The organism is Pseudomonas sp. BN411, from assembly GCF_029871235.1.
Taxonomy (GTDB): Bacteria; Pseudomonadota; Gammaproteobacteria; order Pseudomonadales; family Pseudomonadaceae; genus Metapseudomonas.
The window spans coordinates 78,528-102,840 of the sequence record NZ_SSOM01000083.1; the positions used below are offsets into that span (position 1 = coordinate 78,528).

Annotated in this window: 14 protein-coding genes; 6 read left to right on the forward strand and 8 right to left on the reverse strand. The window is 64.1% G+C overall.

What is annotated here, in order from left to right; all coding sequences use genetic code 11:
• Positions 1-102: 102 nt before the first annotated feature.
• Positions 103-4,965, reverse strand: coding sequence for an NAD-glutamate dehydrogenase (locus E8F06_RS26030; protein ID WP_280372126.1), 4,863 nt, complete (start codon positions 4,963-4,965; stop codon positions 103-105).
• Between the two features lie 408 nt (positions 4,966-5,373).
• Between E8F06_RS26030 and E8F06_RS26035 the strand changes: the two genes are divergently transcribed.
• The 6 genes from E8F06_RS26035 (at position 5,374) to E8F06_RS26060 (ending at position 12,198) form a co-directional block, all read left to right on the forward strand.
• Positions 5,374-6,333 (forward strand): MoxR family ATPase, encoded by a 960-nt coding sequence (locus tag E8F06_RS26035; RefSeq protein ID WP_280372127.1) that lies wholly within the window; start codon positions 5,374-5,376, stop codon positions 6,331-6,333.
• 122 nt (positions 6,334-6,455) lie between these two features.
• Complete coding sequence (locus E8F06_RS26040) at positions 6,456-7,331, forward strand: DUF58 domain-containing protein (RefSeq protein ID WP_280372166.1); 876 nt, start codon at positions 6,456-6,458, stop codon at positions 7,329-7,331.
• Positions 7,328-7,819 (forward strand): DUF4381 domain-containing protein, encoded by a 492-nt coding sequence (locus E8F06_RS26045; protein WP_280372128.1) that lies wholly within the window; start codon positions 7,328-7,330, stop codon positions 7,817-7,819. The genes E8F06_RS26040 and E8F06_RS26045 overlap by 4 nt, the downstream gene beginning before the upstream one ends.
• Entirely contained in the window at positions 7,812-8,831 is a 1,020-nt protein-coding gene (locus tag E8F06_RS26050; RefSeq protein ID WP_280372129.1) for a VWA domain-containing protein, read from the forward strand. Before E8F06_RS26045 ends, E8F06_RS26050 begins: the two co-directional genes overlap by 8 nt.
• Positions 8,828-10,549 (forward strand): VWA domain-containing protein, encoded by a 1,722-nt coding sequence (locus E8F06_RS26055; protein ID WP_280372130.1) that lies wholly within the window; start codon positions 8,828-8,830, stop codon positions 10,547-10,549. Before E8F06_RS26050 ends, E8F06_RS26055 begins: the two co-directional genes overlap by 4 nt.
• Complete coding sequence (locus tag E8F06_RS26060) at positions 10,549-12,198, forward strand: BatD family protein (protein WP_280372131.1); 1,650 nt, start codon at positions 10,549-10,551, stop codon at positions 12,196-12,198. Before E8F06_RS26055 ends, E8F06_RS26060 begins: the two co-directional genes overlap by 1 nt.
• 476 nt (positions 12,199-12,674) lie before the next feature.
• On the opposite strand, the gene E8F06_RS26065 is transcribed toward E8F06_RS26060, so the two are convergent.
• The 7 genes from E8F06_RS26065 to E8F06_RS26095 all read right to left on the reverse strand — a co-directional run bounded on the left by E8F06_RS26065 (position 12,675) and on the right by E8F06_RS26095 (position 24,282).
• Positions 12,675-15,050 carry an RND family transporter gene (locus tag E8F06_RS26065; RefSeq protein WP_280372132.1) on the reverse strand — a complete coding sequence of 792 codons (2,376 nt, stop codon included), beginning with the start codon at positions 15,048-15,050 and terminating at the stop codon, positions 12,675-12,677.
• 19 nt (positions 15,051-15,069) lie between these two features.
• Positions 15,070-16,158, reverse strand: coding sequence for a YCF48-related protein (locus tag E8F06_RS26070; protein ID WP_280372133.1), 1,089 nt, complete (start codon positions 16,156-16,158; stop codon positions 15,070-15,072).
• 201 nt (positions 16,159-16,359) lie between these two features.
• Positions 16,360-17,727, reverse strand: coding sequence for a DUF1329 domain-containing protein (locus E8F06_RS26075; protein WP_280372134.1), 1,368 nt, complete (start codon positions 17,725-17,727; stop codon positions 16,360-16,362).
• Between the two features lie 61 nt (positions 17,728-17,788).
• Positions 17,789-19,858, reverse strand: coding sequence for a DUF1302 domain-containing protein (locus tag E8F06_RS26080; RefSeq protein WP_280372135.1), 2,070 nt, complete (start codon positions 19,856-19,858; stop codon positions 17,789-17,791).
• Positions 19,859-20,378: 520 nt separating this feature from the next.
• The gene (pepN, locus tag E8F06_RS26085) at positions 20,379-23,036 is read right to left on the reverse strand and encodes an aminopeptidase N (protein ID WP_280372136.1); all 2,658 of its coding nucleotides are present in this window, start codon (positions 23,034-23,036) and stop codon (positions 20,379-20,381) included.
• A 155-nt stretch (positions 23,037-23,191) separates the two neighbouring features.
• A complete protein-coding gene (locus tag E8F06_RS26090) occupies positions 23,192-24,022 on the reverse strand; it encodes a DUF2797 domain-containing protein (protein ID WP_280372137.1) in 831 nt (276 codons plus the stop codon).
• Positions 24,022-24,282, reverse strand: coding sequence for a DUF1315 family protein (locus tag E8F06_RS26095; RefSeq protein WP_190828545.1), 261 nt, complete (start codon positions 24,280-24,282; stop codon positions 24,022-24,024). The genes E8F06_RS26090 and E8F06_RS26095 overlap by 1 nt, the downstream gene beginning before the upstream one ends.
• Positions 24,283-24,313: the final 31 nt, after the last annotated feature.

The following is a 24,313-nucleotide window of genomic DNA, read 5'->3' on the forward strand; positions in this document are numbered from 1 at the left end:
ATCCCCGACTCCCCTGCATAAAGCTGGTGCCCCATTCTCCAGACCAAAAAAAGCCCCGCCGGAGCGGGGCTAGAGCACTAAAAACTTACGACATCACGGGCATCAGGGAATGCATACGCCGTGCTGGCCGCTCTGGGCCAGGTCCATGAGCTCGCGGTTGGCCACTGCGTACATGGCGTAGTCAGTGGCGGTAGAGGCGCGCAGTTCGATCAGCATGGCCTTCCAGCGGTCCACCAGGGCACGGTGCTGGTCCAGCCACAGCGCTACGCGCTCCTCGACATCCGCCGGACCTTCGTTCATCTGCAGGACAGAGACGGTAATCGCCCGCTGCTGCCAGTCCAGGTCGTCGCGGAAGGCTTCCCGCGCCAGCGCTTGCCAGTTGCTTTCCACCGGCAGGCTGGTGATCTGCTGCAGGTACCAGGACAGGTCCAGCGCGCCGCCGACGGCGAAGTAGGCGGTGGCGACTTCGGCGGTGTCCTTGCCGGTGACGTCCGACGCCTCGATGATCGGCAGCAGCGTGTAGAGGTGGCTGGTGCCAGCCACGACACGAGCCAGGTCCTCGGGGGCGCCGGCCTCGACGTAGGACTGGTAGCGCGCCAGCCACTGCTCGCGGGACGGGCCTTCCAGCAGCTCGTCCAGGCGGCCGGCCAGGGCCTCCACGCGCGGGAGGAAGTGGTTTACGTCACGGGCGGCGTTCTGGTCTTCGCGACGGCTACGCAGGAACCAGCGAGTAGCACGGCGGCCCAGGCGCATCAGCTCATCCATCAGGGTCAGCTGCAGCTCGGCCGGCACCTTGTAGTCCAGGGCCTCGATCTGCTTCCACCAGTGCGGCAGGCGGAACACATCGCGCACCACCACATAGGCGCCCGCCACATTGGCCGCACTCATGCCAGTGGACTCCTTCAGGCGCTGCACAAAGGTGATGCCCATGTGGTTGACCAGGTCGTTGGCGATCTGGGTGCTGATGATTTCGCGCTTCAGGCGGTGGCGACGCATGGACTCGCCGAAGGTCTCGGCCAGGCGTGCCGGGAAGGCGGTTTCCATTTCCTGGGCCAGGTAGTCGTCGTCCGGCACCAGGGATTTGAGCAGCGACTCCTTGAGGTCGATCTTGCTGTAGGAGATCAGCACCGACAGCTCGGGGCGGGTCAGGCCCTGGCCATTGGCGATGCGCTCGTTCAGCTCTTCGTCTGCGGGCAGGAACTCCAGGCCACGGTCCAGCTTGCCGGCCGCTTCCAGGGCGGTCATCAGGCGCTTGTACTCGCCGATCTTCTCGCGAGCGCGGCGCTGTGCCAGGGAGAGCGCCTGGGTCTGCTTGTAGTTGTTGCCCAGCACCAGGTTGCCCACGTCATCGGTCATCTCGGCCAGCAGCTTGTTGCGCTGTTTGCCGGTCATGTCGCCATTGGCAACGATCTCGTTGAGCAGGATCTTGATGTTGACCTCATGGTCCGAGCAGTCCACACCGCCGGCGTTGTCGATGAAGTCGGTGTTGCTGGCGCCGCCGTTGAGGCCGTACTCGACGCGGCCCAGCTGGGTCATGCCGAGGTTACCGCCCTCGCCCACCACCTTGGCGCGCAGTTCACGGCCGTCCACGCGCAGGGCGTCGTTGGCCTTGTCGCCCACGTCGGCGTGGCTTTCGCTACTGGCCTTGACGTAGGTGCCGATGCCGCCGTTCCAGAGCAGGTCGACCGGCGCCTTCAGCAGGGCATTCAGCAGTTCGGTGGGGGTCAGCTTGTCGGCTTCGATCTCGAAGCGCTGCTGCATCTGCGGGCTGATGGCGATGCTCTTGGCACTGCGCAGGAAGATGCCGCCGCCTTCGGAGATCAGCTTGGTGTCGTAGTCGGCCCAGGAAGAACGCGGCAGCTCGAACATGCGCTGGCGCTCGACGAAGCTGGAAGCCGCGTCCGGGTTCGGGTCGATGAAGATGTGCATGTGGTTGAAGGCAGCCACCAGTTGCAGCTTGTCCGACAGCAGCAGGCCGTTGCCGAACACGTCGCCGGCCATGTCGCCGATGCCGATCACGGTGAAGTTGTCCTTCTGCACATCGATGCCGCGCTCACGGAAGTGACGCTGCACCGATACCCAGCCACCCTTGGCGGTGATGCCCATGCCCTTGTGGTCGTAGCCGGCCGAACCGCCGGAGGCGAAGGCGTCGCCCAGCCAGAAGCCGTATTCCTGGGCAATGCCGTTGGCGATGTCGGAGAAGGTCGCGGTGCCCTTGTCGGCCGCCACCACCAGATAGGGGTCGTCGACGTCATGGCGCACCACGTTGGCCGGCGGCACCACCTTGCCTTCCTTGAGGTTGTCGGTGACGTCCAGCAGGCCGGAAATGAAGATGCGATAGCAGGCGATGGCCTCGGCCTGGATATCGTCACGGCTGCCGCCCACCGGCAGGCGACGCGGGATGAAGCCGCCCTTGGCGCCCATGGGCACGATCACGGCGTTCTTCACCTGCTGCGCCTTCACCAGGCCCAGCACTTCGGTACGGAAGTCTTCTTCACGGTCGGACCAGCGCAGGCCGCCGCGCGCCACGTCGCCGAAGCGCAGGTGCACGCCCTCTACGCGCGGGCAGTAGACGAAGATTTCGAACTTGGGCACCGGACGCGGAATTTCCGGAATCAGGCGCGGACTCAGCTTGAAGCTGAAGTAGGACTTGTTCTGGCCAGCCGCGTCGGGCTGGTAGAAGTTGGTGCGCAGGGTCGCCTTGATCAGGTCCAGGTAGCGACGCAGGATGCGGTCTTCGTTGAGCACCGCGACATTGTCCAGCTCACCGAGGATGGCCTGCTCCAGCTTCTGCTGCTTGTCGTCAAGGTCGACCGCCGCCATCTTGCGCGCCAGGTAGAAGCGGGTCTTGAACAGGCGCACCAGTTCCTTGGCGATGTTGGCGTGGTTCAGCAGGGTGCTGGCGATGTAGGACAGGTCGAAGCCGAGGCGAATCTGCTTCAGGTAACGCGCGTACGCACGCAGCAGGGCCACATCGCGCCAGGGCATGGCGGCGGTCAGCACCAGGCGGTTGAAGGCATCGTTCTCGGCATGGCCGCCGACGATATGCACGAAGGCGTCCTGCAGGGTGTCGTTGAGTTCCTGGATATCGACTTCATCGCCCAGGGCGCTGGTGAAGGCGAAGTCGTGGATCCAGTACTGGCGACCGTCCTGGCGCACCAGGCGGTAGGGGAACTCGCCCAGCACGCGCAGGCCGAGGTTCTCCAGGATCGGCAGCACATCGGACAGCGCCAGCGGGTTGTCCGCGTGGTACAGCTTGCAATGCAGCTGCTGCTCACCCTGGGCCAGCGGCTGGTAGAAGCTCATCACCAGCGGACGCTCGTCGGACAGGCTGTACAGGTGCTGCATGTCCACCACCGCCGAGTGCGGGGCGAAGCGCTCGCGATAGCCGGCCGGGAAGCCTTTCGGGAAGTCGGCCAGCACGCGGGTGCCCTGCCCTTCGCCGAAGCTTTCGTTGATCAGGCTGGCGTAGTCGTCCTTCCAGGAACGGCAGGCCTGGATGACTTCCTTCTCCAGCATCGCCGTATCGACGTGCAGCTTGTTCTTCGGGTCCAGGCGCAGGATGAACTGCACCCGAGCCAGCACGGACTCGGAGAAGAAGGTCCAGAACTCGCAGTCACTGGCCTGCAGGCGCTCCATCAGGATCTGCTGGATCTTCAGGCGGGTCTCGGTGGAGTAGACGTCACGCGGGACATAAGCCAGGGCGTAAGCGAAGCGGCCATAGGGATCGCGGCGCAGGAACAGGCGGATCTTGTTGCGTTCCTGCATCTGCACGATGGACATGGCCGTGGTGAACAGATCGTCCACCGGGGTCTGGAACAGGTCGTCGCGCGGCAGCACTTCCAGTACCTGGGCCAGTTCCTTGCCCAGGTGGGCCTTGGCATCGAAGCCGGAGCGGCGCTGGATCTCGGCCACCTTGCGGCGGATGTAGGGGATGCGGCCGACGCTTTCGGCGTACACGGCCGAGGTGTAGAGGCCCATGAAGCGGCACTCCTTGATCACCTTGCCCTTGGCATCCAGTTCGCGGATGGACACGAAGTCCGGGTAGGCCGGACGGTGCACGCGGCTCGGCTCGGCGGCCTTGGCGAAGGACAGCAGCATCGGCCCGCGCAGATACTCCAGGGCCTCGGTCTCGATATGCAGCTCTTCCTTCTTCAGGCCGGCGCGACGCAGCCTGGAGACACCCAGCAGGGATTTCTCGTCGTAGACCAGGTGGCCGCCGCTCTTCTCGTCGGCCACGGTGAATTCTTCATAACCCAGGAAAGTGAAGTGGTCGTCCAGCAACCAGTCCATGAACACCTTCACTTCGGCCAGCTCTTCGCCATCGACCTTGAGCTTGGCCTTGTCCAGCCAGGCCAGCAGTTCCTGGGCCTTGGCCTTCATCGGCTTGAAATCGGCCACGGCCACGCGGACATCGCCCAGCACTTCCAGCAGGGCCTTTTCTAGGGTCTTCATGGCGCCGTTGTTGGCGCAGCGGTCGATCTCCAGGAACATCATCGATTCCTGGCGCACGTCCTTGCCCTGGCTGCCCTTGGGCAGGACTTCCACCAGGTCGCCCTTGGCATTGCGGCGCACGCTGATGACGTTGTTCTGCAGGGTGTGGATGCTGTAGCCGCGGCGGTTCAGCTCCATGCGTACCGAGTCGACGAGGAACGGGATGTCCGGGTGCAGCACTTCCACGGCGGTGTGGGTGGATTGCCAACCGTGCTTCTCGTAGTCGGGGTTGAACACCCGCACTTCAGGGTTGGCGGGGTCGAAGCGCTCCAGCAGGCGCCAGGACGAGAGGGTGCAGCCGACAAGGTCGGACAGCCGGCGCTGGGTCAGTTCGTCGAGCGCGATGATGCCGAAGAATTGCTCGGCGAACAGGGCTACTTGTGGCAACGCCTTTTCGCTGACGTGCTGCGCCAGGGCCGCTTGCAGTTGGTGCTGGAAGTCGGCTTTGCTGGCTGCGGTGAAGGACGTCATGGTTGTGCTCCGCTGGGCTCGTTTCGTTGGAATTAAGCGTAGAACGCCTACGTGCGGAGGAAGGGCCACAGGTCGATCCGGGCAGTGTGACCCTGCTCCGGGAGAACGCCGGGGGACAACTGCGACCCGGCGGTCACCATTGCCGCGAAAGCTTAACGAGGGAGCAATGCGGGACGCTTACGGCGCTGCGACATATTCGTTCAATCAGAGTCCGCTTTTACCAATGCCGTACTCTCGACCCGAAGGTGTAGGAATGGGCCGCGCAACGCCCACGAATATTCGCCCGCGTCACGGAACCATCGCCTGAATTCAGGCTCTTCTAGGCCGCCTCCCCTGGTCTGGATTAAAGTTATGCGTCATCACCTGAGGGCTTACAGCTCTCTTTTCCCCAGTTCAACGAGCCCATCGATGGAACACCGTGAAGCGCTAGTCGCCCTGCGTAACTTCCTTTCCACCCAGATTCTCGGCCAGGAAAAACTCATCGATCGCCTGCTGATCGCGCTGCTAGCCGACGGCCACCTGCTGGTGGAGGGCGCGCCCGGCCTGGCCAAGACCAAGGCCATCAAGGACCTGGCGGACGGTGTGGAAGCCGAGTTCCATCGCATCCAGTTCACCCCGGACCTGCTGCCGGCGGACATTACCGGCACCGAGATCTACCGCCCGGAAAACGGCAGTTTCGTCTTCCAGCAGGGACCGATCTTCCACAACCTGGTGCTGGCCGACGAGATCAACCGCGCACCGGCGAAGGTGCAGTCGGCGCTGCTGGAGGCCATGGCCGAGCGCCAGGTGTCCATCGGCCGCTCGACCTACGACCTGCCGCCGCTGTTCCTGGTGATGGCGACCCAGAACCCCATTGAACAGGAAGGCACCTACCCCCTGCCTGAAGCCCAACTCGACCGTTTTCTGATGCACGTGCGCATCGGTTTCCCGGATGCCTCGGTGGAACGCAAGATCCTCCAGCAGGCGCGGGGCGAAGCGCTGCACGGCGAAACCAAGGCCGAGCATCAGGTCAGCCAGCAGGCGATCTTCGCCGCGCGCAAGGAAATCCTCGGGCTCTACATGGCCGACGCGGTGGAGGAGTACCTGGTGCACCTGGTCATGGCCACCCGCACCCCGGCCAAGTTCGACCCCGAGCTGGCCGAGTGGCTGGCCTGGGGCGCCAGCCCGCGCGGCTCCATCGCCCTCGACCGCTGTGCTCGCGCCCATGCCTGGATGGCCGGTCGCGACTTCGTCAGCCCGGAAGACATCCAGGCGGTGCTCTTCGACGTGCTACGCCATCGCATTATTCTCTCGTTCGAAGCAGAAGCTGCCGGTATCGACCAGGACCGGGTGATCCAGCGCATCCTGGATGTGGTAGCGGTGGCCTGATGCGCCTGAAAGCGGCGGCCTGGAAGTTCCGGGTCAGGAAGCGCCGCCCGGCGACGCCCGGCGATGCCCCGCCGGCCGCCAGCGCGGAAGGCGTGCACGTGGACCTGGCCGAGCTGATCGACATGCGCCACCGGGTCCGGGAGGTGCAGTTGTTCTCCAGCCCCGCGCGCCGCAGCCCGCTGATCGGCCTGCACCATTCCAAGCTGCGTGGCCGTGGCGTGGATTTCGACCAGGTGCGCATCTACCAGGCCGGCGACGACGTCCGCACCATCGACTGGCGTGTCACCGCACGCACCCAGGAACCCCATACCAAGCTGTTCCACGAAGAACGTGAGCGGCCGGTGTTCATCATGGTCGAACAGACCCAGCGTCTGTTCTTCGGCACCGGGCTGGTATTCAAGTCGGTGCTCGCCGCCCAAGCCGCCAGCCTCATTGGCTGGGCGGCGCTGGCCCACAACGACCGGGTCGGCGGCCTGGTGTTCAGCGACCATGACCACCACGAAATCAAGCCGCGGCGCAGCAAGCAGAGCCTGCTGCAACTGCTCAGCCGCCTGGCCCGCGCCAACCAGGCCCTCGGCAGCCCGGGCAGCTCACAGCGCGAGGGCTTCAGCCTGGCCCTGCGCCGCGCCCGCGAGGTGCTGCGTCCGGGCAGCCTGGTGGTGATTCTCTGCGACGAACGCGCGCTGTCCGATACCGCCGAACAACAGATCGCCCTGCTCGCCCGCCATACCGACCTGATCCTCATGCCGGTTTCCGACCCACTGGACCACGCCCTGCCTGCAGCCGGCCTGTTGCGCTTCGCCGAGCAGGGCGCCCAACTGGAGTTGGACACCCACGCGGCGGACCTGCGCCAGGCCTACCGCGAACAGGGCGAAGCCCGCGTCGCACGCTGGGAACGCCTGGCCCAGCGCCTCGGCGTCCTGCTGCTGCCGCTGTCGACCCAGGAAGGCATGATCGAGCAACTGCGCGACTACCTGCAGCACCGGGGTGCGCGATGAACCCTCTGGATGGGCTGGAGCCGCTCATCGCCCCGGCCGCCATATCGTGGTGGCCCCCCGCTCCCGGCTGGTGGTGCCTGCCACCGCTGCTCGGGTTGCTGGGCTGGGGCCTGTGGCACTGGTGGCAGCGGCAAATGCGGCAGGATGCCGTGGAAACCGAACAACCGCTGGACCCGGCGCGCCAGGCTGCGCTGGAAGAACTGTCGCGCCTGCCCAAACCCTATGACAGTGCGCCGGCCGGCCCCTGGTTGCAGGAGCTCAACGGACTGCTCAAGCGTCTATGCCGCATGCATTACCCCGGAGATCACAGCCACACCCTGAGCGGCCGCGCCTGGCTGGCCTACCTCGACAACCGCTGCCCGGCCGCTGGCCTGACCCGCTGGATGATCCTGGTCGAAGGCGCCTATCGCCCGCAGTGCAAACTGGATGACAAGGCCATCGCCGGCCTCTACCAGTCCGTCGAGACCTGGATCCGCAAGCATGTTTGAGTTCGCCTGGCCCTGGATCTTCATCCTCGCCCCGCTGCCCTGGGTGCTGCGGGTACTGCTGCCGCCGGCGGACAGCGGCGACGCGGCGCTCAAGGTGAGCTTCCTCGCCGACCTCGAAGGCCTGATCGGCCGGCGCGCCCGTGCCAACCTGCCAGCCTGGCGCCAGCAGGCCCCCTTCGTTCTGCTCTGGCTATTGCTGCTCTGCGCTGCCGCCCGCCCGGAATGGGTCGGCGAGCCGCAGCCGATTCCTATCAGCGGTCGCGACCTGCTGCTGGCGGTGGATGTGTCCGGTTCCATGGACTACGCCGACATGAAGTGGGAAGAAGAAGACGTCAGCCGGCTGACGCTGGTGAAGCACTTGATGGGCGAGTTCATCGACGGTCGCCGCGGCGATCGCATCGGCCTCATCCTGTTCGGCAGCCAGGCCTACGTGCAGGCGCCGCTGACATTCGACCGCGAAACCGTGCGCACCTGGCTGGATGAAGCCCTGATCGGCATCGCCGGCAAGAACACCGCCATCGGCGACGCCATCGGCCTGGCAGTGAAACGCCTGCGCCAGCGCCCCGCCAACAGCCGCGTACTGGTCCTGATCACCGACGGTGCCAATACCGGCGGCGAGATCGACCCGCTGACCGCCGCGCGCCTGGCGGCCGAGGAGCAGGTGAAGATCTACACCATCGGTATCGGCGCCGATCCGGAGCAGAGCGACGTGCTCGGCATCCTCGGGCTCAACCCCAGCATGGACCTCGACGAACCCACCCTGACCGCCATCGCCGAACAGACGGGCGGCCAGTACTTCCGCGCGCGCAGCAGCCAGGAACTGGAACAGATCGAGCAAAGCCTCGACCACCTTGAACCGGTGACCCAACGCGCCAGCCAGGCACGCCCGGCCTACTCCCTCTACAGCTGGCCCCTGGCGGGTGCCCTGTTGCTGAGCATCGCGCTGGTCTGCCGCGTGCTCTGGCCCCACGCCCAGCAGCAGCGGCCGCAGTGGCTGCGGAGGCGCACATGATGGAGCTCTGGCCCCACTGGCTGCGCCCTGTCTGGTTGCTTCTGCTGCCCCTGTTGGGCTGGCTGCTCTGGCAACTCTGGCACCGTGAACGCCGCAGCGGACGCTGGGAGCAACTGCTGCCCCGGGCCTTCCAGCCCTGGCTGCTCAGCGGCGGCCGCCTGGGCAACAACCGCTTGCCCTGGCTGGCCCTCGGCCTGGCCTGGATGCTGTGTCTGGTGGCGCTGCTGGGGCCCAGCTGGCAACTGATGGAACAAAGCACGCAGAAACGTGCCGACCCGCTGGTGGTGATGCTGGAGCTGACGCCATCGATGCTTGCCACCGATATCGCACCGAGCCGCCTGGAGCAGGCCAAGCGCAAGCTGCGCGACCTGCTGGACGCCCGTCGCGACGCGCAGACAGCAATCATCGTCTACGCCGGCAGCGCCCACAGCCTGGTGCCGCTGTCCGACGACCTGATGACCAGCCTCAACCTGATCGACGCCCTGAAGCCCTCGATCATGCCGGAGAAGGGGCACCGCGCCGACCTGGCCGTCGCCAGGGCCCTCAAGTTGCTGGAACAGGGGGCCCAGGGTCAGGGCCGCCTGCTGCTGATTACCAGTGGCCTCGACGAACAGGAACAGACCGGTATCCGCAAAGCCCTCGGGTCCCGCTCGGAGCGTCTGGCCATCCTCGGTATCGGCACGGCGGCGGGCGCCCCCATCGCCCAGGAGGATGGCGGCTTCCTCAAGGACGACCACGGCGCCATCCTCCTGCCCAAGCTCGACAGTGGCCAGCTGCGCCGATTCGCCGCCGAGCTGGGCGGCCGCTACAGCAGTGTCCAGCTCGATGAGGACGACCTGCGCAATCTGGGCTTGCTCGATGGTCCCGGTAGCCTGCGCGACACCGGCGAAATTGCCCGCCTGGCGGCCTGGGCCGACCAGGGCCACTGGCTGCTGCTCCCCCTGTTGCTGATCGCAGCCTGTGCCGGGCGCCGAGGCTGGCTGTTCTGCCTGCCGCTGTTGCTGGTACTGCCGCGCCCCAGCCTGGCCATGGATTTCGAGGACCTCTGGCTACGCCCGGACCAGCAGGGCCAGCGCCTGCTGCAAGCCCAGCAGCCTGCCGAGGCGGCCCTGCATTTCAACGATCCACGCTGGCAAGGCATGGCGCTCTACCAGGCCGGCGATTATGCCGAGGCCGCCGCTCGCTTCGCCCAGGGTGACAACGCGACGGACCACTACAACCGCGGCAATGCCCTGGCCCAGGCAGGGGAGCTGGAAGCTGCGATCGACGCCTACGATTCCGCGCTGCAACGCCAGCCCGACCTGTCTGCGGCAAAGAAGAACAAGGCACTGGTGGAGGAACTGTTGCGACAGCGCGAGGCCGAAGCCAGTAGCAACGACCCTGACCAGCAAGGCAGTGAGCAACAACAGGCTGGACAGACCGGCGAGCAGAACGCAGCGCACACCCAGTCCGGTGAGCAGGACGCGGACAACAAGGCTCCGCAGCAAGGCAGCGGCGAAACCCAGCCGGGCGGCCAGACTCGTTCCGCCACCGGCGGCACCGCCGAAGAAGCTACACCTACGAATGCCGCCCAGGCCCAGACCGCCAGTGCCGAACCCCTGGGCGAAGAGCGTCGCCAGGCCCTCGAACAATGGCTGCGGCAGATTCCGGACGACCCCGCCGAACTGCTGCGCCGCAAGTTCTGGTATGAACAGCAACAGCGCCAGGAAGAACAGTAATGACGCGCCTGCTATGCACCCTTCTCCTCAGCCTGCTGGCGTTGGCCGTCCAGGCCGCCGGCTTTTCCGCCAACGTCGACCGGACGCGGCTGAGTGAGGGCGAGACCGTCGAGCTGACCCTCGAATCCTCCGACCCGACCCTGTTCGGCAAGCCTGACCTGACGCCGCTGGACGCCACCTTCGAGGTGCTCGGCACCCGTCAGATCAACCAGCTCAGCACCCTCAACGGCAAGAACGACCGAGCCACCCGCTGGATCATTACCCTGCAACCGAAACAAACCGGCTTCGTCACCATTCCGGCGCTGAAGCTGGGGGACGTCCACAGCGCGCCCATCACCCTGCAGGTGGCGAAGGCCGAGAAGTCCGAGAAATCCGGCAGCAGCAACCTCGCCCCGGTGTTCATCGACGCCAGCCTGGACCAGGAAAACGTCTACGTGCAGGCCCAGGCCATCCTCACCCTGCGCATCTACCACTCGGTTTCCCTCTACGACGACAGCAGCCTGAGTCCCCTGCAGATGGACGACGCCCGCGTCGAACAACTGGGCGATCCGCGCACCTACGAGAAAGAAATCAACGGCGTGCGCCACGGCGTGATCGAGGTGCGTTATGCGGTCTTCCCGCAGAAGAGTGGTGTGCTGAACATCCCTCCGCAGGTGTTCAGCGCCACTCTGGTGGACCCTGCCAGCGAAACCGGCTACCAGCCCTTCGGCCCCCGCCCCGGCAAGCAGACCCGGGTGAACTCGCCGCGCATCCCGCTCACCGTGCTGCCCAAGCCCGCCGACTACCCGGCCGACGTGCCGTGGCTGCCGGCACGCAACCTGGTCCTGACCGAGTCCTGGAGCCCGGACCCCGGCAGCGTACAGACTGGCGACTCGCTGACCCGCAGCCTGATGCTGAACGTCGAAGGCCTTTCCAGCGCGCAGATCCCTCCCCTGCCAGCCACCCAGGCCCAGGGCCTGCGGCGCTATCCCGACCAGCCGCAACTGGGCAACAAGATCGACGAGCGCGGGCTCATTGGCAGCCGCGAAGAGCGCGAAGCGCTGGTGCCCACCACCAACGGCCGCCTGGAATTGCCGGCGGTCAGCATCACCTGGTGGAACACCCGGGATAACCGCCTGGAACGCAGCGAGATCGCCGCACGGACCCTGGAGGTCGCCATCAACCCCGAGCTGGAAGCCAACCCGGCGCAGAGCGCGGGAACAGCGGTCGGCAATGCGGTTGTCCTGGCGCGGCTCTGGCCCTGGCAACTCGCCTGCGCCCTGCTCGCCTGCACCACCCTGCTGGGCTTCGGCCTCTGGTGGCGCGCACGCCGCCAACCGGCGATCCTGCCTACGGTCCAGACCGGCCCGAGCCCGCGCACCCTGCTGGACGAACTGCGCCGCGCCTGCCAATCCAACGATTCTCACGCCACTCGCCAGGCCCTCGACAACTGGGCCCGCCAGCAGCCGGAAACCCTCGCCGACATGGCCGCCCGCTTCGTCCCGCTGTCCGATGCCATGGACGGGCTCAACGGTGCCCTCTACAGCGAAGCCGGCCAGCATTGGCAGGGTGAAGACCTGTGGAAAGCCATCCGCGCCCTCCCCGCCCTCGTGGTGGAACAGCAAACCACGGGCGATCCGAGCCAGTTGCCGCCGCTGTATCCGCGCTGACCCTCTCCACTCCGCCTGAGCTTTGCACGTCCCTGTGGGGGCGAATTCATTCGCGAAGGAGGCCGCCGGCCTCCCCTCCGAAGTTCCAGCCAGACTAGGCCTCCCTCACCCCCGCCCTCTCCCAGAGGGAGAGGGGGTCAGTCCGCGCAAGAGGTCGGTCTTCTCGCTTTCCCTGTAAGGCGAATTCATTCGCCAACCTGCCGTATGGCGAGGCCCAACGCAGGGGTTCAACCCGTTACGTTGGGCTTCGCTGCGCTCTGCCACAACCTACGAGTAATCCTAATGCCGGCAGCCGCGTTCCCTTGCGGGGATGAGGCACGCGTAGGTTGGTCCGAGCTTGGCGAGGCCCAACGTGGGGGTTCGATTACGATCGTTGGGCTTCGCTGCGCTCAGCCGCAACCTACGAGTAGCAACAACAATTCGCGCCCATAAAAAAACCGCGGCCAAGGCCGCGGTTCTTTTTCAAGCGATCAGGCTCAGTGGGCCAGCAGCGAACCACCGACCTTGCCTGCAAGTTTCTCAGGCTTGATCAGGAAGCGCGCCAGGGCAGGCAGCAGCCACAGGGCACCGAACATGTTCCAGAGGAGCATGAAGGTCAGCATCAGCCCCATGTCGGCCTGGAACTTGATGGCCGAGAAGATCCAGGTGGCGACGCCGATGGCCAGGCAGAGGCCGGTGAAGAGCACGGCCTTGCCGGTGGACTTCAGGGTCTCGTAGTAGGCCTCCTGCAGGGGCAGGCCAGCACGCAGGAAGCTTTCCAGGCGGCTGTAGATGTAGATGCCGTAGTCGACACCGATACCCACACCCAGCGCGATCACCGGCAGGGTCGCCACTTTCACGCCGATACCCAGCCAGGCCATGAGCGCGTTGCCCAGCACCGAGGTGAGGATCAGCGGCAGCACGATGCACAGGGTCGCGGCAATGGAGCGGAAGGTGATCAGGCACATCACGGCAACGCAGATGTACACCAGGATCAGGATGGTCAGTTCAGCCTGGGCGATCACCTCGTTGGTGGCCGCTTCGATGCCGGCGTTACCGGCGGCCAGGAGGAACTGCAGGCCGTCCTTGTCGTGTTCCTTGGCGAACTCTTCCACCACGGCCACGGCGCGGGACAGGGTCTCGGCCTTGTGATCGTTGAGGAACACCAGAACCGGTGCCAGCGAGCAGTCGGAGTTGTACAGGCCTTCAGCGCGGCTGATGGAGTTGTTCAGCACGTCCTGGTTGCGGGACAGGGTTTCCCACTTCAGGTTGCCTTCGTTCATCCCTTTGATCACCTGCTTGGAGACGGTGACCATGGAGATGGCGGACTGCACGCCCGGCGTGTTCTCCATCTTCCACATCAGCTCATCCACCGGCGCCAGGGCCTCATGGGTGGAGCAGCCCTCGGGGCCGGTCTTGACCATGACCACCAATACGTCAGAGCTGGTGGAGTAGTTGTTGATGATGAAGTTGTTGTCCTGGTTGTAGCGCGAGTCCGGACGCAGTTCCGGAGCGCCCTGGTCGAGGTCGCCGATCTTCAGGTTCTGGCCGTACCACAGGCCGCCACCGAAGCCGATCAGAGCGATGACCACGGAGATCGGCGCTACAACCGGGTGGGCGAAGTTGGACAGCAGGCGCCAGAACGGATGGTCGCGCTTGGCGTCCTTCTTGCTGCGCTCGATGGCCTTACTGCTGATGCCTACGTAGGAGATGGCAACCGGCAGCAGGATCAGGTTGGTGAAGACGATCACCGCCACACCGATGGAGGCGCCGATGGCCAGCTCGCGGATCACGCCGATGTCGATGATCAGCAGGGTGATGAAGCCCACGGCGTCCGCCAGGATCGCGATCATGCCGGGCAGGAACAGCTGGCGGAACGTGCGCCGGGCTGCCGTCAGGGCGTTGTCGGCATCACTGGATTGCAGGGCAATACCGTTGATCTTCTGCACGCCGTGAGAAATACCGATGGCGAAGATCAGGAACGGCACCAGCATCGAGTACGGGTCGAGACCGAAGCCCACGGTGTGCATCAGGCCCAACTGCCAGACCACCGCCACCAACGTGGTGATGAGCACGGCGATGGTGCTGCGGATACACCAGGTGAACCAGTAGAGCAGCACCAGGGTGATGAGGAAGGCGATGCCGAAGAACATCACCACCATGATCAAACCATCGATCAGGTCGCCCACCTTCTTGGCGAAGCCCACCACGTGGACTTTCACGTTGGGGTTCTGGGCCTGGTACTTGTCACGGATCTTCTCTTCCAGCTCGTGGGAGAACTGGCGGTAGTCGAGCTTCATCAGCTTGCCCTGGTCGTTCGGGTCCGGGTAGGACTCGAGCAGGGGCACGTCGACGATGCTGGACTTGAAGTTGTTGGCTACCAGGCGGCCGATCTGGCCGGACTTGAGCACGTTGTTGCGCAGCTCTTCCAGGCTGGCCGCGGAGCCGTCGTAGGTCTGCGGGATGACCTCGCCGCCGGCGAAGCCTTCCTCGGTCACTTCAGTCCAGCGAACGCTCGGGCTCCACAGGGACTTCAGGCCGGAACGGTCGACGCCAGGAATGTAGAAGACCTCGTCGTGGATCTGACGCAGGGTCTCCATGTACTCCTTGCTGAAGATGTCGCCGTTGACCGCTTCCACCGAGATACGCACGGTGTTGCCCAGGTTGGCCAGGTCATTGCGGTGTTCGAGCATCTTCTGGATGTACGGATGATGCAGCGGAATCATCTTCTCGAAACTGGTGGACGGCCGTACGTGCATGGCCTGCCAGAAGAGGAAGACACTGACCAGCAGGCAGATGACGATCACCGCCGGCCGGTTGTTGAAGATCAGGCGCTCCAGGAAGGTCGCCTTGTCCTGGTGATGGGTACTCATCGAAACTCTCCGCCTTTTCTTATAGTTGGCCCAGCTCGGCGCCGGTCGGGGACGCTACGCGTACACCGCCCTGTCCCACCAGGATCAGGTTGCCTTTCTCGTCGGCGATGACACTGGCCAGCGACAGTCGATCGCTGCGGTTCACCACGGTGAAGCTGCGGCCACTGTCGGTGCTCTTCAGCACACTGCCGCCGTGGCCGACGACCACCAGGCTGCCATCGGGCAGCAAGGCGCCGCCGGACAGGCCGAACTCCAGTTCACCATTGCCGGCTTTCAGCGGCACGGTTTCCCAGGTGTTGCCGAAGTCCGCGGAACGGAACAGGTGGCCACGCAGACCGTAGGCGATCACGACGCCCGGCTCGGCGGTCCCGAGGGCACCGAACAGCGAGCCCTCGTAGGGGCCTTCGAGGCGCTCCCAGGTCTCGCCCCAGTCGGCGGAGCGGAACATGCTGCCGGCCTCGCCTACCACGAACAGACCGGAGTCCTTCACGGCGGCGATGGCATTGAGGTGGTACTGGTCTTCGTTGTCGAGGCGGTCGCTGACGTCTTCCCAGTTCTTGCCACCGTCGCGGGTGGTCAGCAGCGCGCCATAGGCGCCCACGGCGAAGCCGGTGCTGGCGTCCTTGAACCAGACGTCCAGCAGCGGGGCTTCCCGTTGCAGGTCTTCGAACTGTTGGGTCCAGGTCGCGCCGCCGTCCTCGCTGGCGAGGATCTGCGCGTCGTGACCGACAGCCCAGCCTTTCTTGTCATCGATGAAGAAGACAGCGGTGAGCATCTGGCGGGTAGGCACCTTGGCCTGGGTCCAGGACTTGCCGTTGTCGTCGGAATAGAGAATGTGGCCACGGTCGCCAACGGCCACCAGGCGCTTGCCCGCGTGGGCGACGTCGAGCAGCAGGCTGCTTACGGCCTTGGGCGATTCGATGGAGAGGACGGGTGCATCAGCGGCCAGCGCGGATGCGGTAATGGGCGCAGCGGCTACAGCAAGGACAGAGAGCACACTGAACAGCGAGAGCGCTTTGGCCAGCGGCGAGTGGTAGCGGAACGTCGGCTTGTGGAGGCTATCCACGGAGAGGCCGGACGGGGTGCGCCGCATGACGGGCTCACTCATACACCTTTCCCCTTTTTGTTATAGGTGGACGCTGCCCAGGGCAGGCAGCGCACTAATCCTAGCCAGCTTTGGAAAGCGCGCACAATCAGCGGGACGTTATGTTTTGTTAAGCGCAGGTGGCGCTCTGTAACACGGCATTCCCGTTCCCCAAAAGAAAAAGGCCGCTACGAGTAGCGGCCTTTTTCATGGAGCACTGCGGGATCAGCGAGTACCGCGACGACGCAGGGCGGACGGCTTGAAGTAGCCATCGTCCGGAGTGGCCTGGGTGAAGTCGATGGTGGTCGGCTCTTCGTTGTCCAGGTTCTGCACGTGGTAGCGGCGGGCCTGCAGGTCGTGGAACACGTCGAGTGCGGACCAGGTGGTCGGCAGGTCGTAGTAGTTCTTCAGGTACGCCACCGATACGCGCCACAGTTCACCACGGCCGTCGTACTGGTCGACCACAGCGGCTTGCCAGCTGTCCTCGTCGAGGAACAGGGTGCGCTTGGAGTAGATGTGGCGGGCGCCGGACTTCAGGGTGCCTTCCACGACCCACACGCGGTGCAGTTCGTTGCGGGTAAAGGCCGGGTTCAGGTGGCCGGGCTGCAGCAGGTCCTTGTACTTAACCTCAGGGCTGGAAACCTTGTAGTTGTTGTACGGGATGTAGATTTCCTTCTTGCCCACCAGCTTCCAGTCGTAACGGTCCGGAGCGCCGTTGAACATGTCGGTGTCGTCGGCGGTACGCAGGCCGTCGGCAGCAGCAATCGGAGTGTCGTAGGCAAGGTTAGGTGCACGGCGCACGCGACGCTGGCCGGCGTTGTAGCCCCAGGCCTGGCGCGGTTCCTTCACCTGGTCGAGGGTCTCGTGGACCAGGGTCGCACCACCAGCCAGGCGAGCCGGGCTCTTGGTGAAGGACAGGTAGTAGAACAGGATGTTGTTCAGGTCGGCGTAAGTACCTTGCGGGTTGTAGTACTTGAACCGGGCTTCCTGCTGCGACGTCACCAGCGAGTAGTCGCCATTGCGCTGCACGGCCACTTCCGAAGCGCGGCGCACGATGTAGGAGCCACGGTAACGGGTGATGTGGTTCCACAGGGCTTCCACGCCGTTCTGCGGAATCGGGAACGGGATGCCGCCATAGGCATCGGAGAAGCCGTTGCCGCCGTCCAGCAGTTTGGCTGTGGTGGCGTTCTTGACGGTGTTGTCATACACCCACTGCGGCGCAGAGCCGGAGCGACGGGTCTGGTACACCGGCATCTGGAAGCTGTTCGGGTAGGCGTTGAACAGGGCGATCTGACCCGGGGTCAGGTTGGCCTTGTACTGGTCCAGGTTCGCCTTGGTGATGGTGAACAGCGGCTTGTCTTCCGGGAACGGGTCCGGATGGTGCTGGCCGGACTTGTAGCCAGCCGGAGCCTGGGTGATGCCACCGGTCCAGGCCGGGATGGTGCCAGCGGCGTTGCCGGCCTTCTCGGCACCGAAGGGGGTCAGGCTGGCGCCAAGCTTGGCGGCGTCCTGGGTCGAAACCGAGGCCAGGGCGGCGCTGGCGGAGAGCGCCAGGGCAACCGCGGCGCTAATCAGCGAAAGCTTTTTCAGCATGTGGGTTCTCCGTGATGAGTCTGTATCGGGCGCCGCCAGGGCGCCCGTATTGTTCTTGTGCTTAGAAGGAGTACTTGACGTTGAAGCCGATGTTGTCGCGGTCGCGTACCGAGTTGTTCTGGCCGCCGCCGTAGAACTCGGTGTACTGCAGTTCGGCTTCCAGGCTGTTCAGGTAGGTCGCCTTGACGCCGAGGGTGTATGCCTTGCGACCTTCGATGAAGCTGCCGGTCTGGTAGGAGTTGCCCTCGAAGTCGTCCTTGTAGACGACGTAGGGGGAGATGTTCACGCCCGCGTAGACGTCGTTCCAGGTACCGGACACCAGCAGGGTGTAGCCGTAGGCGTTCTTGTTGACCTGGTCATCGCGATCGCCGCCGGACACGTAGGAGTTGTTGCCACGGCCGGAGTAGTAGCGCTTCTTGCCGTTGAACGCGGTGTACTGCAGATCGCTGCCGCGCAGGTGCTCGGACGCCAGTTCAGCCACGCCGATCAGGGAGTCGAAGGACAGCGACGGACCGAAGTTGTAGATGGTGCCCAGAGAGGTGTTGAAGGCTTCTACGCGTTCGGAGTTGTGAATCGAGTCGCCCAGTTGCACGTCCTGACCGCCGATGTTGACGGTGCTGCCGGACGCCAGTTGCGGCGCCTGGAGCAGCAGGTCGCCCAGCAGGTCGTTGGTGGTGGCGATGCCGATCGGCAGGTTCGGACGATAGGCCAGCTCACCGAATACCGAGGCGTCGCCCAGGGTGGTGTTGAAGCTGAAGCCGTACATGCGGATGTCTTCGGCGTACTCGCGACGGGCATTGACCTGGTTGGCGACGTCGATGGTGGCCAGACCGCCCACTGCCTGAGACAGGGTCGAGGTCGGGTCGGACAGGCCTGCGTTCACGATGTTCGGGATGTTGCTCAGAGCACCGCCGATGGCCGCGTCGAAAGCCGGAACACCAGTGGTACCGCCTGCTGCGACCGTCGCGATCTGCTGCGGAGTGAAGCCGGCTTGCATCAGTTGCTGGAAGGTTTGCCCGCTCACAACGCCAGTGGCGATCTGCTGCAGATTCAGCCCCTGATAGCTGCCCAGGTCAGCCTGGATGGTGGGCTCTTTGGCGTGGTAGTTGACGAAGTAGAAACCGAACTCGGTGGAGTTCAGCTCTTCGGCGATATAGCGGAAGGCCACGCCGAACTGACCATCGTTCTTGGCGTTGATGTCCGGACCAATGGAAGCCACCTTGATGTTGCCATTGGCATCCACGGTACGGCCGCCTTGCAGGCCGCCAACACCCTGGCTGCTGAGAGCCGAGTAGGCTCCGGCGAGAGGCAGCAGACGCGGCTGGGTCGAATAGGCAGTGTTGCCGCCGTCAGCGAACAGGTCGGTCTCGGAGTAGTAGGTGCCTACCGGATCGATAGCCGATTCTTTCCAGTTCCACTGGTAGAAGGTTTCCATCGACAGGTTTTCGGTCAGGCCGACGTTGAAGCTCAGGGCTTCCACCGGCACCAGCACTTCCTTCAGTTCGGAGCCCGGCAGGCGGAACTTGGCGGCGTCCACCGGGTTGGTGGTGTTTACGCCACCGCGGTAGAAGATGCCCTCACCCCAGTTGAACACCTGCTTGCCGATACGGCCGGTGACTGGCATGTCGGCCACGTCCCAGTTGCCATAGAGGTAGGCGTCGAGGATCTGCGCATCACGACCGGCCTTGTGGCGGGTCTCGTAGGTGAAGCTGTCGTCTTTCGGGAAGTTCTGGCTCGGCTGGACCGGGTTGTTGTTGTCCAGGTAGTCGTTGCGCTTGTCCATGATCTGGGTGTCATAGAAAGCAGTGCCACGAACGAACATACCGTAGTTCTTGTAGGTCGCTTCCAGGTCGGAAGTGATCTTGTAGACCTCGGAGACCAGGCCGGTATCGAAGTTACGGTTACCGTCGTTGGTGTTGATGTCGTCGTTGTTCTTATCGCGACCCTGTACGCGCCACAGTTGGCCGTAGGAAACGGTGGTATCCAGAGAACCGGAAATTTCGTCGTTGGCGAAGCTGAACTCCACTGCCTGCGCCTGGGCGGCTACTAGCAGGGGCAGGATACCGGCAAAGGCGAAACCTGCCTTGGCCGGTGCGAAACGCAACATGGGCTTGCGGGACTTGAGCTCCATCGAGTCTTACTCCGTGGACTGATCACTTTGTTATTGGCAGCCCGTCAGGCGGGCTTGTTTGTCCAGCCGCTTCGCGGCCTTGTCTTGCTTCGGCAGGAAATCCCCAGCGCAGAGCACACCCCGCTCGGAACGCACCGAAACAGGGCTGAATCATCAGCGGCTCTGCAACCATGGTGCCAAGTCGTAAATGCGCGTCAGAAAAGTTCCACAAGACAAGCGACAAATTTCTGTCAAACAAGTGACTGATCATCCATTGATCAATTTCATTTTTTCTGTCCGATCTTGTCGGACGATCTGGCTCGATTTGTCACTCAAGATCACACTTGCAGGGCATGTACGCTCATACCAAAAGCTGTCTGGTCAAGCTATTTATGGCCTTTTCAGACTGCTTGCGCATAAACGCGCCCTGAATTATTTCCTTGAGTAACAAAAAAGTGTTACCTGAGCTAACCGGTAACACTTCTTGAAGGAGAGATTTCGGAGGGATGACAGCCCGCTTTCACGGGCTGTCGGAAGCGAGTCAGGCGAGGCTCTTGCTGACCACTTCGAAGACGTCGCTGGACAGCTCGCCGGAAGCGAGGATGCGCTCCAGCTCGGCCTTCATCAGTTGCTGGCGACTGGCGTCGTACTTGCGCCAGCGCGTGAGCGGCGCCAGCTGGCGGGAAGCGATCTGCGGGTTGAGCGCGTTCAGCGTGATCACATGGTCGGCAAGGAAACGGTAGCCGGCACCGTCGCCCCGGTGGAAGTTCACCAGGTTCTGGTTGGCGAAGGCGCCGATCAGGGCTCGCACCTTGTTCGGGTTCTTCAGGGTGAAGGCGGGATGCGCCATCAACGCCTGGACGCGCTCCAGGCCGCCCGGCAGGCCGCAGCCGGCCTGGACGCTGAACCACTGATCCATCACCAGCGGATCGTCCTTGAAGTAGTCGGCGAAACGCGCCAGCGCATCGGCCTTTTCCTGCTCGAAGCCGGAATTAACCAGCACGGCCAAGGCCGAGAGGCGTTCGGTCATGTTGTCGCAGTCGCTGAACTGCTCCTGGCAGGCCTCCAGCACTTCCGGCTTGCCGCTCTGCATCAGGTAGGACAGGGCGATGTTCTGCAGAGTCCGGCGGGCAATATGAGCGGCCTCCGCCACGTAGCCGGTATCACGGGAGATCGCACGATTGGCCTGGAAACGGGCCAGCAGCGGCTGGAACAGGGCCTCACCGATGGACTGGCGAGCAAACTCGCGGGCGGTGTGGATGGCATCCACATCGGCCACTTCGCTGATTTCGGTGAGATAGGCCTCGCTCGGCAGCGAGAGCATCTCGGCCACCATCGCCTGATCGAGGGAATCGTCTTCCAGCAGGGTACGGAAGGCAGTGATCAGGCGCGGGTCCAGCACCAGCTTCTCGCCGCGCTGATGCTGGCCGATCAGCTCCTGCAGCACCTGCACCGACAGCTGCTGCCCGGCTTCCCAGCGATTGAAGCCGTCGGAATCGTGCTGCATGAGGAACATCAGTTGGTCGCGGTCGTAGGGGAAGGCAAGCTTCACCGGCGCCGAGAAGCCGCGCAGCAGCGACGGCAGCGGACGCTCCGAGATATCGACGAAGGTGAAGGTCTGCTCGGCCTCGGTGACCGACAACACGCGATTGCCGCCCATCGCCTTGGCTTCGCCTGTGAGGCGCAGCGGCAGGTCATTGCCGGCAGCATCCAGCAGGCCCAGCTCCACGGGAATGACGAAGGGTTGCTTGTCCTTCTGGCCCGGAGTGGCCGGGCAGCTCTGGCGGAAGGTCAGGCTGTAGGTCTTCGCCACCGCGTCGTAGCCGTCTTCCACCTGAAGGCGCGGAGTGCCGGACTGGCTGTACCAGCGCTTGAACTGGGCCAGGTCGACGCCGTTGGCATCTTCCATGGCCTTGATGAAGTCGTCGCAGGTCACGGCCTGGCCGTCGTGGCGTTCGAAGTAGAGATCGGTGCCTTTGCGGAAGCCCTCGGCACCCAGCAGCGTGTGGATCATCCGCACCACTTCCGAGCCCTTCTCGTAGACGGTCAGGGTGTAGAAGTTGGAAATCTCGATAAAGGAATCCGGGCGCACCGGATGGGCCATGGGGCCGGCGTCCTCGGCGAACTGGTTGGTACGCAGGAAGGCCACGTCCTCGATGCGCTTGACGGTGCGCGAGTTCATGTCGGCGGAGAACTCGGCATCACGGAATACGGTGAAGCCTTCTTTCAGCGACAGCTGGAACCAGTCGCGGCAAGTGACACGGTTGCCCGACCAGTTGTGGAAGTACTCGTGCGCGACAACTGCCTCGACGCGCTGGTGCGCAGCGTCAGTGGCGGTCTCCGCCTTGGCCAGCACGCAGCTGGAGTTGAAGATGTTGAGCCCCTTGTTCTCCATGGCACCCATGTTGAAGTCGTTCACCGCGACGATCATGAAGATGTCCAGGTCGTACTCGCGGCCATACACCTCTTCGTCCCAGCGCATGGACTTCTTCAGGCTGTCCATGGCGTGCTGGACCTTGTCGATGTTCTCCGGCTCGACATAAATGCGCAGCGCCACGTCACGCTGGGTCATGGTGGTGAAGCTGTCTTCCACGCACCAGAGGTCACCCGCCACCAGGGCGAACAGGTAAGCGGGTTTCTTGAAGGGGTCTTCCCAGGTCGCCCAGTGCCGACCGCCCTCCTCCGCGCCGCTGGCCACCGGGTTGCCGTTGGACAGCAGTACCGGGTAGCGATGCTGTTCCGCGCTGACGGTGGTGGTGAACTTGCTCATCACGTCCGGGCGGTCGAGGTAATAGGTGATCTTGCGGAAACCTTCGGCCTCGCACTGGGTGCAGAACATCTTGCCGGACTTGTACAGGCCTTCCAGCGCGGTGTTGGTTTCCGGGTGGATACGTACGGTGCTGTCGAGGGTGAAGCTGGCGGCCACCGGTTGCAGTGTCAGGTGGCTGTCTTCCAGCTGGTAATCGGCGGAGCCCAGCTCGCGATCATCCATGGACAGGGACAGCAGCTCCAGTTGCTGGCCGTCGAGCACCAGCGGCGGCAGGCCCTCACCCCGTTCGGGGTTGCGGCGCATCACCAACTGGGCGTGGACCAGGGTGTGGTCCTCGTACAGCTCGAAGGTCAGGTTGGTCTCGTCGATCAGGTACTCGGGGGCCTGATAATCCTTGAGGTAGATGACTTTCGGTTGCTCGGTGCGCATGGTCGTCTCTTTGAATGCGAGGCGGCCCCGAAACCCTGGGCCGCTCTGGATGAATGGGTCAAGGTCGGAGTATGGCCTATTACCCCACCGACCTGATGACAAGGGCCTGCACGAACAGTCGCCGGGCGAAGGCGATCTTCGCCCGGGACCCGGAGCTATGCGGCGCTGATGGCCAACTGGTAGGCCGTGAACTTGCGCAGGTTGATCACGCCGGTGTCGAGGATCAGGTACTGGCCCTTGATCCCCCGCAGCGTACCCTCCACCACCGGCGTCTTGTCCAGATCGAAGCTGACGACCTTGGTCGGATAGGCGTCCACCGGATAGCTGATCTCGATGGGCTGGATATCGCTGACCGGCTGGATGGCCTGGAGGCCGAAACGGTCCTGGAGCGCGCGGATGCCTTCCGCGCAATGGTCGAACAGCTCGTCGCGAATGCTCTGGAGATCCAGCGGCGGCGCTTCGCCCTTGAGCATGGCGCGCCAGTTGGTCCGGTCGGCCACCTGGCTGCGCAGCAGGTCTTCGACGAAGCCGGATTGCTGACGAGTGGCCACGCGCATGATCGGCAGGGCCTGACTGGCCCCCTGGTCGATCCAGCGGGTCGGCACCTGGTTGGCACGGGTAATGCCCACCTTGACGCCCGAGGAGTTGGCCAGATAGACCACATGATCGGTCATGCAGAAGCGCTCGCCCCACTCCGGCTCGCGGCAAGTGCCCTGGTCATAGTGGCACTTCTCCGGGCTGACGATGCAGCTGTCGCACTGCGCCAGCTTGGTAAAGCAGGGGTAGCAGTAACCCTGGCTGAAGCTCTTCTTCGTCTTGCGCCCGCAATGGATGCAATGAATGGCGCCGAGGAACTCGAGGCGCAGCTGCTTGCCGATCAGCGGGTTCGCCGCAATATCCGCCTCGCCGAGGCGGAAGCCGTATTGCACGGGTGTTTCAAGGCGCACCGACATCTTGCTGAGTGCGCCACGTCCTAATTCCAGCATCAGTGAACCGAATTCGACTTGAACAGGATATTGGGGATGGTTTCGGACTTGGAGCTGCACTCCTGCGGGCCCATGTAGCCGGTGCGCTCTTCCTCAGGCAGGTTCTTCAGCTCCCAGGCGATCACCGCCTGCAGCGACAGCTCCTTCTGCTCCTGGGTCAGCTTGCGGCCGTCCGGCCACTTGCCGATTTCCACGGCCAGCTTGAGGCTTTCGTAGACATCCTGGGTGATGTTGCTGATCAGATGGGCAAAAGACGACATGGGCGATTCGGGTCCTGGGAGTGGGACGGAG